Source organism: Arthrobacter crystallopoietes (assembly GCF_017603825.1).
Taxonomy (GTDB): Bacteria; Actinomycetota; Actinomycetes; order Actinomycetales; family Micrococcaceae; genus Crystallibacter; species Crystallibacter crystallopoietes_B.
This window is the reverse complement of record NZ_CP072014.1, coordinates 3,002,548-3,020,841: the sequence shown is the minus strand read 5'-3', so window position 1 is coordinate 3,020,841 and position 18,294 is coordinate 3,002,548. Positions and strand designations below refer to the sequence as shown.

Here is an 18,294-nt window from a genome sequence, read left to right as displayed (position 1 = left end):
ACTCGGTCGGCGCTTCATTGGGCTGCCGTAAAGCCGCCGGTCGACCCGAACCCTCCGGCTCCCCGAATGGAGTCCGGCAGTTCGTCGACATGCTCAAAGGCGGCGTGCTCTACGCGCTGGATAACCATTTGCGCAATGCGGTCCCCGCGCTTGAAGGTCAGGGTCTCGGTGGCATCGGTATTCAGCAGCGTGACGGCGATCTCGCCGCGGTAACCTGCATCAACGGTGCCCGGTGCGTTAACAATGGTCAAGCCGTGTTTGGTCGCCAGTCCCGACCGCGGATGAATCAACGCCACATACCCTTGCGGCAGCGCGATGGCCACACCGGTGGGGACAAGGATCCGCTCCCCCGGCCCGATCCTGAAGTCAATGCGGCTGCGCAGATCAGCCCCGGCGTCGCCAGGATGGGCGTAGCCCGGTGCCTCCAGACCGTCGTCGAGCATTTTCAGCTGAACGTTCAGCGTGGGTTGAATATCCTGCACTCGCTACCATTTCCTTGCCGATGGCGGCCTGCTGCCGCGAGAGTTTCCGCACATCACTCTAACGCTTTTGGCGCAGAACAACTACGTCATGCACTGCAGGCACCGCGGCTCCGCCAGCCTCCGAGGTGAAAAGCCACGGGAAAGGTGAAAAGCTGGAATTATGAGCACAAACGCCACTCCCGCCGGTAACACCGGCTCTGCTTCCGGGACACCCGGAGCCGTCATTTACCAGGAACGTCTGTGGCCGAACTTCTGGATCTGGCTGATCGCGGCAGGCACGGCCGGAGCGGTGATATTCGTGTTGGCACCGATAAGCCTGACCACCGGCTACATTGCAGCAGCGGTCGCTGCGGTCATTCTGGCGGTCCTGCTGATCGTTTCGGCACCGCGGATCACCGTGACCCAAACGACGCTTCAGGTGGGCCGGGCGCAGATCGAGCGGGAATTCGTCGGCCGCGTCGAGGCCTTCACCGGCGACGACGCCACGGCCCAGCGCGGAACGGAACTGAACGGCACCGCCTACATGTGTTTCCGCGGCTGGATCCAGCCAGTTGTGAAGATCGAAATCACCGACGAGGCGGACCGGACCCCTTACTGGATCACCTCCACGCGACGCCCGAACCAGCTCGTCGCGGCACTCTCGAACCCGCAGGACCAGTAACCAGCGGACCGCCGGCGGCCATCATCTGGCCGCCAGCGTGTCCACATCGTCCTGCGGCGCCTGTACGCCGGCAAACGCTACTGCGGCAACCGCTGCCGCCGGTAAATTCGGCCGCTCAGCCTTCACAGTCCTTGCAGTACAGGAGCCCATCCTTTTCCCTGGCGACCTGGGACCGGTGGCGGACCAGGAAACACGATGCACAAGTGAATTCATCTGCCTGTGCAGGCATGATGCGCACCGTCAGCTCTTCGCTGGAGAGGTCTGCCCCCGGCAGTTCGAATCCTTCGGCCGCTTCGGCTTCGTCTTCGTCTACGACGGCGGACTGCTTGGTCGTGCGGTGGGTCTTCAGCTCCGCAATGGATTCCTCGCTGGTCTCGTCATCGGTCTTGCGAGGCGCATCATAATCAGTCGCCATAATTGTGTCTTCACGCTCCGGTGTTGCAGTTGTAAGCCGGTCTTCCGGGCCGGCAAGCCCATCACGCCCGATGATGTGTCAGATCACAACGTCCACGACGGGGATTTTGTGCCCATAACGCGAAGATTGTGGCCTATTCGAAGCCCAAATATCAAACCCCTCCTTCGCCGGGGGGCAGCGGAAGCGCCCCCACTGCGAAACTTCAGCAACGAACTGCACGCCACACCCGCCCAAACAGTAGGTATTAGGCGCTATCGATGGCAGAGTTTCAGGGAGGAATTGTCGTCTGGTGGAGGGTTTTCATGCAGGATCTACGGCTGGTGGGTGTCCATGAGGATGGCGAACATCTGCTGTTGAGCGGCGACGGCGGGGAAAGTTACCGCTTGGCGATTGATGAAGCACTCCGTTCCGCAGCAGCGCGCCCGTCAGTGCGGGTTCCCGCTGCTGATTCGGACAGCGGAGGCGCCGCGATGTCCCCCCGCGAGATTCAGGCACGAATCCGGGCCGGAGCCTCTGCGGAACAAGTCGCCGCCGAATCGGGCCTTGATATGGCACGCATCCTGCGCTATGAAGGACCGGTCCGTGCCGAACGGGACTATATGGTCCAGCAGGCACAGCGCGTCGAGGTCGCGTCCGCATTGCCGTCACATGACAGCTACCGCTCGGCATTCGGAGACGCTCCCGCCACCCTTGGGGAAATGGTCGCCCACCGGGTGAACGCATTCGGTATTGACGCGGCCTCACTGGAATGGGATTCCTGGCGGCGTCAGGACGGCGTTTGGGAGATCGTTGCCCGTTTCGAGCCGCCCGCCGCTGCCAGCGGTTCAATCGGTGAGGAACCTCCCGCCAGGTGGCTTTACAGCCCCACCAGCAAAACTGTGCAGAACAGCAACCGCTGGGCGCAGCAACTCAGCGAACTTGAGCCTTTGGACGGCCCTGTCCCGGCGCGCCGCCTCACGGCCGTGGCTGACCGGGTCTTCGACTTCGAGGCAGACACCGAAGCTGATCCCGAAACTGACTCGGCCACAGGGGACGAAGACACCACGGATTCGGATAACCTGCTGGAAGTGCTTCGGTCCCGCCGTGGCCAGCGGCTCGGTGTTGACGAAGAGGCCGACGACGCCCTGGCACTCCTGCTCACCCAAGGCGGCATCCCCGCCGCCCATCCGCGTGAGGGGATCCTGGCCGGGGATGATACGGATGCAGACGGCAACGGCGGGCGGCCGAGCAGTCCGTTCACGCTGAGCCTCGCCTCATCTGGCCACGGAGCCGATTCTTCGCTCGATCTTCATCAGGGTGTGAGCATGGAGACTAGGGAAATAACGGTCTCTGGTGCTCCCTTGCCGGAAGACAGCGAGGCTGGGGCATCGGACGCTGCCTCCGAACATGCATCTGCCGATCAGGACCAAAGCGCGGAGCCGGCAGAACCTGCGGAAGCGGGGGCGTCGGCGGATGCGGCCGCGGCCGAAGAGCAGCAGCGCAAGCGGTCGATGAAACCGAAGCGCTCCAGCGTTCCCAGCTGGGACGAGATCGTTTTCGGCACCAAGCACGAATAATCCGGGCGGCCGCTCCGGCATTCCCGGAACAGCAGGCGGCCTGAGCCCATCAGGACCGTCTGCTGTTACTTTCCCTTGGCGGTGTTCTTTTTGCCGAGTGAACGGACCGTTGAGCCCAGCGTCAGCAACGGCACTTCGCGTTCGGCGCGGGTCAATGACCCATGCTGGCCCACCACGTCCATGGCACGCTCCGCCACCCGGCGCGTATCGTACAGGGCGATCGGTTCCCGGGCCGCGATCATCAGATCCCCGATCCGAGGCAGAACAGAAGCATCCACGCGGCCGAAAAGTCCGTGTGCGACAGCTTCGTCCCGATCAAGAATCCAGGCATGCTTGCCGAACGACTCACGCCATGCTTTGGTGAGCTTGTCACGTTGCCGCGCACCGGCGTCGGGCTCTAGATACAAATGCACCAGCCGCGGTTCACCGCCCGTGTGGCGGACCCCCTCGACCAGTTCCGGCTGCAGGGAATAGTCGTACCGGTGTTCACGGGAGACGTCCAGCATGCCGTGGTCCGCAGTCAGCAGGAGCAGCGTATCGGGAGGCAACTGGCCGGCCAGCCGGCGCATGTCCGAATCCATCTCCTCCAGGGCATTGCCCCACTCCGCCGACGAACTGCCGTAGCGGTGCCCCGCCTTGTCCAGCTCGTTGAAATACAGATAGACCAGCGCCCGGTCCTGGCCGGACAGAGCCTCGACGGTGGCCTGGGTCCGTGCATGACCCGAGGTCGCCGGGATGAAGGTTCCGCCGCGCAGTGCCGCCTGCGTCATGCCGGAGTTAGCAAACTTTGGCAGGCTGACGGTGGTAACGGACACGTGCTCCGCAGCGCGTTCGAAGACGGTGGCATGCGGCTGCCACTTGCGCGGATCCACTTCCGCGTCCCAGCCACCCAGCTGGTTGACCACTTTGTCCTGCGCCGGATCCAGCACGTCGTAGCCGACCATGCCGTGCAGGCCGGGCTCGAGTCCGGTCCCTAAACTGGCGAGCGACGACGCCGTCGTTGACGGGAAGGCGCTGCGCAGCGTGCGCGAGTTTTCAAGGCATTTACGCAGGAACGGGGCATGCCCGCCGCGCTGGTTGAGCAGGGCCTTTCCCAGCCCGTCCACCATGACTACACAGATGCGACTGGCGCCGGGCAGACCCAGGACATTTTCAAAACCCGGTACGTCAAGGGCTGCTGCCGCGCTGCTGAAGACATCGGCGATGGTGTCCCGGCCGAAGCCGGGTGCCGGGGGCAGCGGTTCGTGATGCAACGGCATGCTAGCGCTGGTGGTGTCCGCGGGCCAGCCTGGTCCCCAGGCGTTGACGCGGCTGCACCGTTTCCGCGGTCCGGACCGGGACCGGGGTGGAGGTATTGACCTTCCGCAGCGCGCGGGCAAAGCTCTTGGCATTCTGGACGGCCTGCGCCCCGTCCGCTTCGGCGCTGACCCGCAGGACAATGTCTTCCTGCACAATGTTGCCGGTGTAGCCGTGATCCGCGTCGCACTGCGGATCGGCGCATCCTGCCGGTCCCATATCCAGGCGCTGCCCGCCGGACCACGCGATAGCCAGCGTGAGCTCCCGGGCCTGATCCGATGGCTTGTAGTCCTGGGGCTGGGCGTAGATGTAGCTGAGCACGACGGAACGGATCTGGCTGACCGGAACCGATTCCGTGGAGATCTGGGCAACCATCTGCTGCCCGGCATCGTCGAGCTGCTGGTCGTCGACATGGGTGATCACCAGCATGTCCTCGGTCAGTACAAGGACGGTGATGTGGCGGTGCACTTCGTTGCGGTCAAAATGGGTTTCCAAGTGCACCACGTGGGACAGCGGCTCGCGCTCATCGAGAGCGTCATGAACCACATCGGCCACCATAACGGGGTAAAAACCTGCCCTGTTCAGGTCCTCGTCGAGGCTGCGTCGTTCGGTGGTTGAAGAATGGCTCATGAGTCCATTTTTGCGCAGCCGGTCAGCTAAAGCGAACTGCGCGCCCTCTCAGTCCCGCATCGCGCGGCGCGCACTGTCCGTCCGCTGGGCGTGGTTGGCCAACCGCAGGTCCGCGCTGAGCACCGTCAGACCCTGCGGCGACACCAGGACGGGGTTGAATTCGAGCAAAGCGATTTCCGGATGGTCGTCCTTCATCAGGGCCACACGGTTGATGAGGTCTTCGAGCGAGGCGACGTCCACCGCCGGCAGGCCCTGGTATCCGTACAGCTTTGTGGCCGCGCGTGGACCGCGCACCAGGTCAGCCACGTCCACCGAAGTCAGGGGCGGGATGCGGTGGGACCAGTCCCCCAGCAGGTTCACTGCGTCACCTGCCAGCCCGAAGGACACGACCGGCCCCAGCAGCGGATCTTCGATCGCTCGCACCGTGCAGGACTGGCCGGATGGCGCCATTGCCTGGATCTCCAGTCCGATATCCCCAAACGGCTTGAGAGTTTGGCGCATGTGTTCAATGTTTTGGCGGAGTGACTCGGCATTCACGATATTGAGCCGCACGCCACCCAGGTCCAGCCGCTGGCGCAGCCGCTCATCAGTGGCTTTCAGCGCCACCGGCCAGCCTAAAGAGTCGGCAGCAGCTACCGCTTCCTCCGTCGTCGTGAAACCAGCCGCCGGCAGCACTGAAATCCCGTAGCACGCGAGCAGTTCGCCAGCTTGCTCCGTCGTCGTGCTGACAAGCCGCGCCCCGGAGACACCTTCGATGAGGCCGTCAATCAGCGCGGCAGCCTCGTCACGGCGCAGCCCGGTGGGCTCGACAACTTCGCCTTGGTCCTTGGCCAGCCACTCGGTGTAACGGACTACCGCCGACAGCGCAGCGATTGCGGCACCGGGACTTGAGTAGCTGGGGACGGCAGGCTGACGCGCACCGGCTTGACCGGCGGTATCGGCGGCGAGCAGGCCTTCAACCCGCACCGCCGGATCAAGAATCCCGGTAAAGGCCGCGATCACCGGTTTGCCCGCTTCCGCCGAGCATTCCTGCAGAGCTCTTGCCACATCATCGGTACCCAGTCCGACGGCGGGCAGAAGAGTAACGACGGCGGAATGCACGTCGGGTGAGCGCAGTGCCTCCATCAGCTTCGTGCGCAGCAGATCCAAGGCGACAGACTGGCCGGTGTTCAGGTCCAAGTCCGTTTCCAGGCGGGCGACCTTCAGTTCGTGAGTGGCAGCCGCGTCCGCCACTACCTTGCCCAGTGCCAGCGAATTACTGAAAACTGCCAGTCCGGGCCCTTGTGGCTGCGCCTGGCTCACGAGTATCTGGGCGATGTCCATCAGTTCTTCATTGGTGCCGACCCGGATGACTCCGGACTGGCGCAGCATCGCGTCCAGAGCGCCCTGGGGAGCCTGCGTGGTCCGCACATGGTGCCCCGGCGGCAGTTGCAGGCCCATGAGGTCTGATTTCGCCACAATGACCGGTTTGCTCCGGGAGAGCCGCCGGGCGATGCGCGAGAACTTTCTGGGGTTGCCGAAGGACTCGAGGTACAAGCCGACGGCGCTGGTCGCCGGATCATCCTCCCAGTACTGCATAACGTCGTTCCCGGAAACGTCTGCCCGGTTCCCGGCCGAAAGTGTGGAAGATAGTCCTAGCCCGCGCCTTGCAGCTGCTGCATAAAGCATCACGCCGATCGCTGCGGACTGGCTGAAAAGTCCCAACGGCCCGAGCTTCGGCAGTTTCGGCGCCATCGAAGCGTTGAGCGACACTTTTGGATCGGTGTTGATGATGCCCAACGAGGCCGGTCCGATCACCCGCATGCCGTTGGCGCGGGCGTTGCGGACCAGCTCCCGCTGGCGGGACAGTCCCTCAACACGGTCATCGGCAAATCCGCCGGTGGCAACGATGAGGCCCTTGACGCCGGCATCAGCGCATTCCTGCACTACTTTGAGAACCTGCTCATAGGGAACGGCGATGATGGCCAACTGCACCTCTTCGGGCACCTCGGCGATTGTGGCGTACGAAACCAGGCCGCCGAGCTCGAAGGCCTGGGGGTTGATGGCATAAACGGTCCCTTGGAAACCGCCCTCCACGATGTGTTCCAGCAGTGAATAACCCACACTGCCCCACTCGCGGCTGGCCCCGATGACAGCGATTGACGACGGCGCCAGCAGCGCGGCGACGCTTCGCGCCTCTGCACGGTGTTCGCGCGATTCCATGACAGCTCTGGACCGCTCCGTGGGGTCGATGTCGAACTCAAGCATCACCACCCCGTCGTCAAAACGACGCCGGACCTCATACCCGGCGTCGTTGAAAACGGTAATCATCTTCCGATTCTCGGGCAGCACTTCGGCCGAGAACTTACGGATTCCGTTCTCCCGGGCGGCGGCGGCCAGATGCTCCAGCAGGATAGATCCGAGACCACGGCTCTGATGGGTATCAGCTATGTTGAAAGCAACCTCGGCTTCCGCCGGATCATCGAGCCGGTCGTACCGGCCGATGCCGATTATTTCGCTGGCAATGGTGATGACAAAGGCCACGCGGTTGCTATAGTCCACGTTGGTGAAACGCGCCAGCTCACGTGAGCTGAGCTTGGACTTGTAAGTGAAGAAACGCAGGTAGATCGAGCTCTCCGACTGACCCACGTGGAAGGCCTGAAGAGCCTCTGCATCCTCCGGGACGATGGGGCGTAAATGCGCTGTACCGCCGTCTCGAAGGACGACATCAGCTTCCCAGTATTCTGGATAGTCCGGGGTTTGCGCCTCTTCCACCATAGACTCACTGTAACCGTTAATAAGCAGTAAGGACCCGAGCTTTTCACATGGCCCGTCGACAGAAGACCGTTCAGGACGAACCGGACTACACCGAGAACATCGTTGACATAGATGTCACGGCCGAGATGGAAGGCTCGTTCCTGGAGTACGCCTATTCGGTGATTTATTCACGCGCTTTGCCTGACGCCCGTGACGGCCTGAAACCCGTGCAACGGCGCATTCTGTACATGATGAGCGAGATGGGCCTTCGCCCGGACCGCGGGCATGTTAAGTCGGCACGTGTTGTCGGTGAAGTCATGGGTAAGCTGCACCCGCACGGCGACACCGCCATCTACGACGCAATGGTGCGCATGGCACAGGCGTTTGCACTGCGTATGCCGCTGATCGACGGACACGGCAACTTCGGTTCGCTCGACGATGGACCTGCGGCACCCCGATACACCGAGGCCCGGCTCGCCGCCTCGGCGCTCTCACTGACGGATCATCTTGACGAAGATGTCGTCGACTTCGTGCCCAACTACGACAACCAGATCATGCAGCCGGAAGTCCTCCCGGCTGCATTTCCCAATCTGCTGGTCAACGGCTCCTCCGGCATCGCCGTCGGTATGGCCACCAATATGGCCCCGCACAACCTCGGTGAGGTTATTGGCGCAGCGCAGCACCTGATCCAGAATCCGGACGCGCAGCTAGACGACATCATGCGCTTCGTACCGGGTCCCGATCTCCCCACGGGCGGCAAGATTGTCGGCCTTGACGGTATCCGGGACGCCTATGCCACGGGCCGGGGCTCCTTCAAGACCCGGGCCACCGTCCAGGTCGAACAACTCACCGCCCGGCGGACCGGGCTCGTCGTGACCGAACTGCCCTACATGGTTGGTCCCGAGAAGGTCATCGAAAAGATCAAAGACGCGGTGACGTCCAAGAAACTTCAGGGCATCAGCGACATCGTTGACCTCACCGACCGCAACCATGGCCTGCGCTTGGTCATTGAACTCAAGAACGGTTTCAACCCGAACGCCGTCCTGCAGCAGCTGTACCGCTATTCGCCGATGGAGGATTCCTTCGGCATTAACAACGTCACGCTGGTAGAGGGCCAGCCCCGGACACTGGGGCTCTTGGAGTTGCTGCAGGTCTACGTGGACCACCGCATCGATGTGGTCCGCAGACGCACGGTTTTCCGGCTAGGCAAAAAGAAGGACCGCCTGCATCTGGTTGAGGGTCTTCTCATCGCAATCGTCGATATCGACGAAGTCATCCAGATCATCCGTGCTTCCGAAGAAACTGCCGAAGCACGGCAGCGCCTTATCGCGGTCTTTGACCTCACGGAAATCCAGGCCAACCACATCCTTGAACTGAGGCTGCGGCAGCTGACCAAGTTCTCCCGCATCGAGCTGGAGAAGGAGCAGGAGCAGCTGCGCCAGGAGATTGAGGCGCTGGAAGAAATACTGAACTCCGAGTCCAAACTGCGCCAGCTGGTTTCGGATGAACTCGGCGAAGTCGCGGCGAAATACGCCACTCCCCGCCGAACGATCCTGCTCGAATCGGAAGCCACAGGCGCTCTTACCGGTGCAACCGCGGCACCTGCAGGCAAAAAAGGAACCAAACTACCCGTCCAGCTGGAAATCGCCGACGATCCCTGCTGGGTGATTCTCTCGGCTTCGGGACAATTAGCACGAACTGCTAATCAGGATGAATTGCTCGACGGCGGCCAACGCATCAAGCACGACGTGTTCACGTCAGTGGTCAAAACCTCGGCGCGGGCCGAGATTGCCGCCGTCACGTCCTTGGGACGTATGCTCCGGTTGCAGGTCGTGGACATGCCGGCCCTCGCCCCGTCCGCAGGAATTCCGAATTTGACCGGCGGTGTCTCTGCTCGCGAATTCATCACGCTGGCCAAGGGTGAAACTTTGGTGGCCTTAGCGCCGCTGAATGCTGTTCTCGCCATTGGCACGGCACGAGGCATAGTCAAGCGGGTTAGCCCGGACTATCCACTCAACCGTGAGGATTGGGACATCATTTCACTCAAGCCCAAGGACTATATCGTGGGCGTAACAGCAGCTGCCGAGGGCGATGACCTAGTCTTCATGACCAGGCAAGCCCGGTTCTTGCGCTTCCCCGCGGCCACAGTCCGGCCTCAAGGCCGCACAGCTGGTGGCATGGCAGGCATCAAGCTGACTGAAGACGACGAGGTGGTGTTCTTCGGCGCCGTAGATCCTGACGATGCCGCCGCCGTAGTCGTCACTATTGCTACAACAGCGCAAGCCTTGCCTGGCACGTCTCCGGGATCTGTGAAGGTCACCGCACTTGAGGAATTCCCGGCGAAGGGCAGGGCCACCGCCGGAGTGAGGGCGCATCGCTTCCTCAAGGGCGAAGACCAGCTCAGCTTGGGCTGGGCAGGCCATGGTCCGGCGAAGGCCTCCGCAGCCAGCGGTGTAACCCGTTCCCTGCCCACCGAACATGGGCGCCGGGACGGCTCCGGCATTCCCTTGTCGCAGACGGTGGAAGCTGTCGGTCCTAGCCTGTCCTGACGGACGATACGGCCCTTCGCCGGTCACGCCGCCCGGTAGTAGATGAAATCAACGCATCCGGTGATAGCGCGATTTACCGCAGATGTGAGTGGTTCCTCGGCAGCTAGTTCTTCCACCATCTTGAGGAGCGGCGCTTCCTGTGGCACAGGCACTGATTCCTCATCGGGCGACAGCGCCTTCAAGTGCTGATTGAGTGCCGGCTCCGGCAGCTCGTCCGGCTGCTCTGTTGCCGGTGCCGGTGGTGTGCCGGGTAGTGCTGGTGCGGTGGATTGGTAGGTGTGCCCGGTGGGGGTGGTGGTTTCCACGGTGTGCCGTGGGCCGGGGACGGTTTGGGCGTGCCAGTCGTCGGCTTCCTTCGCGAGGTTGCATGCTTCGCATAGGCCTTGCCCATTGACCTCGCTGGTGTCCCCGGCGTTGCGCCAGGGCACGACGTGGTCGTGGTGGCGGATCGGCGCGTCGCACCAGGGCGTGCGGCAGAGCTGGTCCCGGGCCTGGATCACCCGCTGCATTCCGGCCGGCATCAGCCGTGCCCGCGAATCCATCCCGAGCAGCTGCCCGGTACCCGGGGCCGTGTATAGCCGGCGCACCCACACTTCCACCTCGGCCGCATCGCCTGCACCGCCGGGGTCACGTCTGGAGCCCGGAGGTCCGGTCGGCGGTATTCGTTCGTCCGTTTTTGGCGGGCCGGAACCCGTAGCGCCGTTCCCGGTGCCGGCATCCGCGGGGCCGGCAACGGCTTCGCCAGACCCCTCTGCGGCACCTTTGATCGGGTGGCCGGCGGCGGCGGGGCCGGCCTCGCGGCCGTTCGCGTTCTCGTGGTCGGTGTTCTCGGTGCGGAGGAGGTCGCGGGCCCATTGCGCGGGGACGATGCCGTACCCGGCCAGGTGGGCCGGCTCGGAGTCACCTTGGAACAGGGTGCGGTCGGTCATGACCAGCTGCACCTCGATTTTCGCCGGGCTCTCGGCGGGCTGGCCGGTAACGCGTTCGACGAGGATGTCGGCCATCAGCTGGCCCCGGCCGCGTTCATCGCCCTGCGCCTTCAACCGGTCGGCCGCCTTGACCAGCGCGGCGGTAACGGCCACGCCCTGCACCACCGGAAGCAGGGCACTCACGTAGGCCATGGTGTCCGGCGCCGGACGGCAGGAAACATGGCGTCCGGTTTCGGCTTTCGCGGCCCGGCGGACCACCGCGTGCGGATCCAGCCGCAGCGCGGCCTGCTTCGCCAGCGCCCCGATCCGTTGATCCCCGCACCCTTGCAGCGTCGCCGGATCAGCACACAGTTCCCGGTCCACCGCGGCACGGTCTTCCACCGCCAGGCAGGCAGTCTCGCGGACCAGGATGGTCGCCCGCCACTCATTCAGCCGGCCCTGGGCCAGCGCCTGATAGGTGTACGGCATTTCCCTGACCAACGTGGTCGCCATGCCCAGATGCCTACCGCCCCGGTTCGGGGAGTCCTTCCGGGCCAGGCCGACCTCCTTCGCCAGCCCCCGCCCCCGCTTCTCCGCGGAAATCCCGGCCGCGGCCCGGGCCTCCCGGCGGGAGGCCACAAACGCCTCCGTCTCCCGGGCCTGCGCGGCAGCCAGGGCGGCCTTGAGTTCCTCCATCGCGGTGATCCGGTCAATCCGCACCCCCTCGGAAACCTCCTGATCCAAGTCCGAAAGCCCGGCGGCCCAGCCGCGGACCAGCACCGCACCCGCGTCGCCGGGAACCGGCGTCACCGGCCCCATCTCTGCTGGAACGATTGACTCGAACATACATTCGATTCTACCGGGGCGTGAGGGAGACCACAAGCGGTTAGTCCGGCGGTGGATAACCAGAACGGCGGCGCTAGGTAGGAACGATATGTCGGTGGTATGTGGCGGAACAACGCCAGCTCGACTCCAGCGCGAAGCAGGAGGTGTGCCTGGTGCCCGGTCGTCGCCACATTGTCCTCACGAGCCCGCGCCAGGCTAGTACCTGCTGGATAGACTGGCCGCATGGCGATCATTCCTGACACAAAAGATTGGACTTGGGTTACCAAGCAGGCATGCCCGGACTGTCATTTTGACCCCACGGGCGTTACGCCGGACCGGATAGGTCCTGCTGTCCGGGAGAGCATCCCCCGATGGCAATCCGTGCTCGCCCGTCCGCAAGTCGCAAAGCGCGGAGACGAGTCGGTATGGTCCGGCTTGGAGTACGGCGCCCATGTCCGCGATGTCTGCAGGGTCTTCGAAGATCGCTTGGCCTTGATGCTGTCGCGCATGAATCCTAGCTTCGCTGACTGGGACCAGGATGCCGCGGCCGTCGAGGACGGCTATGGTCTGCAGGATCCGAGCGAGGTGTCACAAGAGCTTGAAGACGCCGCTCTGTCCGTTTCGGGTGCCTTCGACGCCGTCGTAGTCGATCAGTGGGAACGCCAGGGCGTGCGCAGTAACGGCTCGGTCTTCACCGTAACCAGTCTGGGCGCATATTTTCTGCACGACGTGCTCCATCACCTGCACGACGTCAACGGCTGACTCCCGGCCAACGCTTCCATCCGGCAATTCATACCAAGGCAACTCACACCAAGCCAGCGGACGTTGTTCAGGTCAGGTGAGCTGCTTGTCGTAGGCCAGGTCCCTCTTGGTCGGCACGTAACCCATCCGGCTGTAAAGGCCCAGGGCGCCGCTCGGATTTTCGGTGTCTACGCCCAGCCCGGCGTTCGCCATTCCGCCGGCTTTGAAGCGGCGCATGGCCTCAGCCAGCAGGGCCGGCGCGAACTTCCGGCCGCGCCAGGCCCGCCGGACGCCGAGCAGGTCGGTGAATCCTTCGTCATGCCCGGCCTGCAGGCGGTAGTCCGGATCAAAACTGGCCAACTGGTACGCGACTGTTTCCCCGGTAGCAGTCTCGACAATGGACATGCTCCATTCAGGCTTGAGCTGCGGGTGGCTCACTAGAAAGCTCCATTTCTGCTCGTCCTTTGGCTCGCTGCCCCAGTGGTCGGCAAAAGCCTCATTGTGCGCGGATCGTACCGCTTCGCTCTTATCCGGATCGAGAGTAGCGAAGACATAGCCATCGGGCAGCGGCAGATCCGGTATCGGATCAGCAAGTGGCCGGGTCATCTCCGTGAAATAGCGGACGACCTTCGCGCCAACGGTCCCCATCAGCGCGTTGTGCCCTTGGTCCCGTTCCTCTGTATACGTGCGTAGGACACCACCACTTATTCCGGCGTCCAGGAACCGACGGCGCTGGCATTCTTCCTGCCAGCGGTAGACCGCCCGCCCGATCCCGCGTCGACGCCACTGCGGATCTACGCCGCCCCATGTGTATGCCGTGGCCGAGCCGGCGTTGGCCCTGACCTTTCCGACGGCGCGGGCGGTCCCGTCGGCGTCAGTCCCTATCAGGGTGGTCACGGCCGGATCGTTGGCGGCGGACTCAAAGGCCTCTTCAAGGTCCGCGCGCGTTTCAACCCACACCGGTTTATCCACTTCGGCCATGCGCCGGATCAAGGCATGCCAGTTGTCGATGTCGGCTGGTGTCATAGGCCGCCAGTCCAGGCGGACGTCGAGGTAGTCAGGAAGCGCGGGGCTGCTCATGCCTTTAGGCTAAGGCAGGCAGCGGCGCCGGGGAACCCAGTTCCAGCCGCAGCTCGCAGGACTCCGCCTCGGACGGCCGGTGCGTAACCATGACTACCGCCTTTCCTGTAAGCGCCCGGCGAAGGTCGGCCAGCAGCGCCTCCGCAGATTCGCGGTCCAAATGCGCCGTCGGCTCATCCAGCAGAAGCACCTCCGCGTGGGTCAGCAATGCACGGGCCACGGCGACACGCTGGCGCTGACCACCGGAAAGGAAATGTCCGTTCGGCCCAATACGGGTATCAAGTCCCTCCGGCAGACCTGCCACGAAACTACCGAGGCCGACGTCGTCAATCGCCTTGAGCAGCTCAGTCTCCGACGGAGGATCGGCTTTACTGCGCGCCAGCATCAGGTTGGCGCGCAAAGTCGAGTTGAACAAATGGGCCTCCTGCGGAGTCCAAGCAATGCCTCTGCCGGCACCGGGTTTAGCGGACTCGACCGGCTTGCCGTTCACCAGATACCGGCCCTGCTTCGGATTAAGGAACCCGAGCAGCACGCCTAGCAGGGTGGACTTCCCGCTGCCGGAAGGGCCCGTCACCGCCAGCCACTGCCCCGGCCGCAGCTGAAGGTCCAGCCCGCTGAACACGGGGTGGGACTGCCCCGGATAGGTGTAAGCAACCTGCTCGAGGCGGAGCGAGTCGAACTCTCCATGCACCAGGGAATCCTCGGTGCTGCTGGAGGGGATCTCCTCGGTGCCCAGTTCCGGCAGCACGCGCTCCCCCAGCCCACGCCAGGCGCCCCATTGCTGGACGGCGGTATTAACTGCGGCGTACGGCTCGACCAGCGCCAACTGCATCAAAATCACGACGGCGGCAGCTCCGGGCACTGTTCCAGCGGACTGGGTGATCATCACGACGGCGCTGATCGAACAGGCCAGGACGGTTACGCACTGGCCGAGTCCCTGCGCCCACGCACTGTGCTGCAGCGCCGACGTCGTGCTGGAATCAAGGTCCTGAGTCCGTTTCAACAACGAGGCATCCGCAGCATTGGCCCGCAGATCCGCTGCGGCGCCCAGCAGCCGTGCGAAAGCGTTCAGCGACTGCCCTTTCAAGCCCACGGTCGCGGCCTGCGCCGAACGGTCGGCCAGGCGGGTCAGGGTGGGCGCCACCAGAATTCCGACGACGGCGAGCAGAATCTGCCACACCAGGCCTGACGGCATCAGCAGTGCGGTAGCCACGCACGAGGCCAGGGCGGTCAAGACCCCCACCAACGGCGCGAAGACCGCACGCGGGGCGATGTCGCGCAGTTCATCGACGTCGCCGATCAGCCGTTCCAGCGCTCCGCCGCCCCGTGCAAGTTTCCGCCAGCCTGCCGGACGCTGCAGCAGCCCGTTCCACAAGCGGGTCCGCAGCCGGTCCGTACTTTCGAACACGGCATCATGCAGACGCAGGCGCTCGTGGTAACGCAGCACGGAACGGCCCAGGCCGAAGAAACGCACACCGACGATGGAGGTTATCAGGTACAGGATCGGCGGCTGTTCACTGGCATAAACGATGAGCCAGCCGGACAAGCCGCTCAACGAGACCGCGAACAGCGTCGCGCCCAGTCCGAAGAAAAGGGCGGCCACAAACTGCCTGCTCCAGGGCCGGAGCAGGGCGAGGTTCCGCCACAGGGACGGCCGCTGGGCAGGCTGGCCCTCATTTACAGCGCTATGAACAGCGACAGCCGCTTCGGTTTCCGGTCCGGACGGCGCCGGGGCCGGATGCGTTAGTCCGCCCCCCGGACTGGTGCCGGCACCGATCTGGATCAACTGGTCCGCAAGTCTTGCGGTAGCCGGATCGTGTGCCACCAGAACTATGGTGATGCGTCCGCGCAGCCGCTTCAGGGCGTCTTCGATGGCACGGGCACTGACGGCGTCGACGTGGGCGGTCGGTTCGTCTGCCAGCAGCAACCGCACCCCGGGCACGTTGTCTACCCGGGCCAGAGCGCGGGCCACGGCGACGCGCCGCAGTTCGCCCGGGCTCAGGTCGCCGGTGGCAGCGTCGATCAACCCCGCCCCGTTGACCTGTGCCAGCGCCCGCTCGGCAGCCCGTCTCCCCGCCGAAGACGCCGACAGGCCGGCATACAGTGCGATCTCGTCCGCTACCGTCAGCTGCGCCGGCACCGGATGCTGCGGAATCCAGGCAATCTGGTCTCGGCCCACTCCTGCCACGGAGCCGGCAACCACGACGCCCGCCCCGTCCCGCCGAACGCCAGCGAGCACTTCCAAGACAGAAGTTTTACCGCAGCCGCTGGAGCCGATCAGGGCCACGATTCCGCCTGCAGGCACGGTGAAGTCCAGCCCATCGACAACCGCTTCCGCACGCTTCGGGTAGCGGATGCTCAAGTTCGACACGGTGATGCCCTCCGAGCCCGTTTGCGCAGTCGCGGACAGCAGCGGCCGGCCCGCGGGCGAGTCGAGAACGGCGCTGCTGCGTTTGAGCGCTTCGAGTCCGTCCTCGCTGGAATGGTGCGCGCTGCCCAGATCGCGAAGCGGCTGGTAGCACTCGGGAGCCAGAATCAGGGCTAGCAAACCGGCTTCGAGCGGCATCTCGCCGTGCACCAGCCGCACGCCGATGAACACCGCGACCACGGCCACCGAGATCGTGGCAATCAGTTCCAGGGCCAGCGAAGACAGGAACGCGACACGCAGGGTGGCCAGGGTGCGGCTGCGGTACTCGGCGGCAACGTCGCTCAGCGCCCTCGTCTGGGCCGCGGCACGGCCGAGCCCCACGAGCACCGGCAGCCCGCGGGCCAGTTCCAGCAGGTGGTCCGAGAGCCGGTCCAGCGCCGCGGCGGCTTCCTGGGCCTTGTCCTCGGTGTGCTGGCCGATCAGAATCATGAAGACCGGCACCAGCGGGATAGTCAGCACCACTACCAGCGCGCTGACCCAGTCCGCACCAAGAATGCGCAGGCCAACAAGCAGAGGCACGACGGCGCAGGTCACCAAGGCGGGAAGGTACTTGCTGTAGTAGTTATCCAGCGAATCCAGACCGCGCGTCACCAGGACGGTCAGGGCGCCGCTCCCGGCGACGGCGCTGGCTCCGCCGTCGTCAATAATTCGCCGGGCCAGGTCCGCGCGCAGTTCCTGCTTGACACCGGCAGCAGCGCGTTGGGCCACTGTTTCCTGGGCCCAGACGGCCAGCGAACGCAAAACTGCTCCGCCTGCTCCCAGCAGCATGAGGTGCTGCCAGTCGAGTTCTCCGGCCGCCAGCCCGGCGATTCCGGCGGCAACGGCCTCGGCCAGCAGGATGAGACCGACCGCCTTGCATGCTGCGAGCAGGCCCAGCAGGTAGAGCGCCCTCCTGCTCGTGGCACTGACCGGAAGCAGGGGCTTCACTGCGGAACGACGGCGTGGGCAGCCGGGATCGACGAAGCACTGACACGTTTACGGAAGACCCAGTAGGTGTAGCCCTGGTAGACCAATACTGCGGGAATCCCGAAGGCGGCGATAACGCTCATCACGCCCAAGGTGTAATCCGAAGAGGAAGCGGAGCTGACGGTCAGATTGTAGGCAGAGTCGATGGTGGACGGCAGCACGTTCGGGTATACCGCAGTGAAAATGGTCGCGGTGCCCGCCAGCAGGAAGACCCCCAGGCCACCGAAACTCCAACCGTCCCGTTCCCGGCGGGCCATGATCCATGCGAACGCAGCCCCGAGGACGGCCAGCAGCAAGGTCACATAGGTGACGGATTTGCCTCCGGCCAACACGACGGCGATGGCCCATAGCGCCAGCGGGAGCAGGGCGATAGGCAGCCACCGAAGCAACAGCTTGCGGGCGCGGATCCGGATGTCGCCGGCAGTCTTGAGCGCCAGAAACGCCGCAGCGTGCACGACGCAGAACAAGACGACTGCCAGACCGCCGAGGACCGCGTAGCCGTTGAACCAGGCAAAGGGCCCACCCACCCGGTCCCCGTTGGCATTCAGCGGCAGCCCGGTCGTGGTCAGGGCCAGCATGGCTCCGACGCCAAAGGCGGCCACGAGGGAGCCGAGGACAATTGCCCAGTCCCAGACGCTGCGCCAGCGGGCGGAGTCCATCTTGCCGCGGTACTCGAAAGCAACCGCGCGGAAGATGAGCGCGAGCAGCACGAAGACCAACGGCAGATACAGGCCTGCGAAAAGCGAGGCGTACCAGTGCGGGAAGGCAGCGAAGGTTGCTGCACCTGCGGTGACCAGCCAGACTTCATTGCCGTCCCAAACCGGCCCCACAGTATTCAGCAGCACCCGGCGCTCGGTGTTGTTACGGGCAAAACCGCGCATGAGCATCCCGACGCCTAAGTCAAAGCCCTCCAGGAACAGATAGCCGGTCCAGAAGAAGGCGATGATGATGAACCAGAGAGTGGGCAGGGTTTCCATTTCAGTTCTCCAGACTGTCCATATCGGATACGACCGGGCGGTTG

13 protein-coding genes are annotated in these 18,294 nt (G+C 64.3%); 4 read left to right on the top strand and 9 right to left on the bottom strand.

The annotated features are described in order from the left end of the window. Window positions 1–14 precede the first annotated feature (14 nt). Complete coding sequence (gene dut / locus J5251_RS13805) at window positions 15–443, bottom strand: dUTP diphosphatase (protein WP_240792913.1); 429 nt, start codon at window positions 441–443, stop codon at window positions 15–17. Between the two features lie 199 nt (window positions 444–642). Here dut and J5251_RS13800 point away from each other — a divergent pair, with 199 nt between their 5' ends. After that, entirely contained in the window at window positions 643–1,143 is a 501-nt protein-coding gene (locus tag J5251_RS13800; protein ID WP_139003715.1) for a DUF3093 domain-containing protein, read from the top strand. Window positions 1,144–1,258: 115 nt separating this feature from the next. Here J5251_RS13800 and J5251_RS13795 read toward each other — a convergent pair whose 3' ends face one another. Continuing rightward, window positions 1,259–1,558 (bottom strand): DUF4193 domain-containing protein, encoded by a 300-nt coding sequence (locus J5251_RS13795; RefSeq protein ID WP_139003716.1) that lies wholly within the window; start codon window positions 1,556–1,558, stop codon window positions 1,259–1,261. A 302-nt stretch (window positions 1,559–1,860) separates the two neighbouring features. Between J5251_RS13795 and sepH the strand changes: the two genes are divergently transcribed. Next, the gene (sepH, locus tag J5251_RS13790; protein WP_139003818.1) at window positions 1,861–3,114 is read left to right on the top strand and encodes a septation protein SepH; all 1,254 of its coding nucleotides are present in this window, start codon (window positions 1,861–1,863) and stop codon (window positions 3,112–3,114) included. Between the two features lie 65 nt (window positions 3,115–3,179). On the opposite strand, the gene J5251_RS13785 is transcribed toward sepH, so the two are convergent. From J5251_RS13785 to J5251_RS13775, 3 genes are read right to left on the bottom strand one after another with little or no spacing between them, the layout of a single operon-like run. Continuing rightward, window positions 3,180–4,373, bottom strand: coding sequence for an alkaline phosphatase family protein (locus tag J5251_RS13785; RefSeq protein WP_208574265.1), 1,194 nt, complete (start codon window positions 4,371–4,373; stop codon window positions 3,180–3,182). 1 nt (window position 4,374) lies between these two features. Beyond that, the gene (locus tag J5251_RS13780) at window positions 4,375–5,040 is read right to left on the bottom strand and encodes a DUF5998 family protein (protein WP_208574264.1); all 666 of its coding nucleotides are present in this window, start codon (window positions 5,038–5,040) and stop codon (window positions 4,375–4,377) included. 48 nt (window positions 5,041–5,088) lie between these two features. Continuing rightward, window positions 5,089–7,797 carry a GNAT family N-acetyltransferase gene (locus J5251_RS13775; RefSeq protein WP_208574263.1) on the bottom strand — a complete coding sequence of 903 codons (2,709 nt, stop codon included), beginning with the start codon at window positions 7,795–7,797 and terminating at the stop codon, window positions 5,089–5,091. Window positions 7,798–7,844: 47 nt separating this feature from the next. Between J5251_RS13775 and J5251_RS13770 the strand changes: the two genes are divergently transcribed. After that, the gene (locus J5251_RS13770; RefSeq protein ID WP_139003720.1) at window positions 7,845–10,325 is read left to right on the top strand and encodes a DNA gyrase/topoisomerase IV subunit A; all 2,481 of its coding nucleotides are present in this window, start codon (window positions 7,845–7,847) and stop codon (window positions 10,323–10,325) included. Between the two features lie 23 nt (window positions 10,326–10,348). Here J5251_RS13770 and J5251_RS20375 read toward each other — a convergent pair whose 3' ends face one another. Next, entirely contained in the window at window positions 10,349–12,079 is a 1,731-nt protein-coding gene (locus J5251_RS20375; RefSeq protein WP_244250675.1) for an HNH endonuclease, read from the bottom strand. A 222-nt stretch (window positions 12,080–12,301) separates the two neighbouring features. Between J5251_RS20375 and J5251_RS13760 the strand changes: the two genes are divergently transcribed. Then, window positions 12,302–12,820, top strand: coding sequence for a DinB family protein (locus J5251_RS13760; RefSeq protein WP_139003721.1), 519 nt, complete (start codon window positions 12,302–12,304; stop codon window positions 12,818–12,820). A gap of 72 nt (window positions 12,821–12,892) precedes the next feature. Here J5251_RS13760 and J5251_RS13755 read toward each other — a convergent pair whose 3' ends face one another. The 3 genes from J5251_RS13755 to cydB are packed head-to-tail and all read right to left on the bottom strand — an operon-like array spanning window position 12,893 to window position 18,250. Next, window positions 12,893–13,879: a GNAT family N-acetyltransferase gene (locus J5251_RS13755; protein ID WP_139003722.1), complete on the bottom strand. Its 987-nt coding sequence runs from the start codon at window positions 13,877–13,879 to the stop codon at window positions 12,893–12,895. 4 nt (window positions 13,880–13,883) lie between these two features. Further along, window positions 13,884–17,234 carry a thiol reductant ABC exporter subunit CydD gene (cydD, locus tag J5251_RS13750; protein WP_240792899.1) on the bottom strand — a complete coding sequence of 1,117 codons (3,351 nt, stop codon included), beginning with the start codon at window positions 17,232–17,234 and terminating at the stop codon, window positions 13,884–13,886. After that, the gene (gene cydB, locus J5251_RS13745) at window positions 17,231–18,250 is read right to left on the bottom strand and encodes a cytochrome d ubiquinol oxidase subunit II (protein ID WP_139003723.1); all 1,020 of its coding nucleotides are present in this window, start codon (window positions 18,248–18,250) and stop codon (window positions 17,231–17,233) included. Before cydB ends, cydD begins: the two co-directional genes overlap by 4 nt. Window positions 18,251–18,294 lie beyond the last annotated feature (44 nt).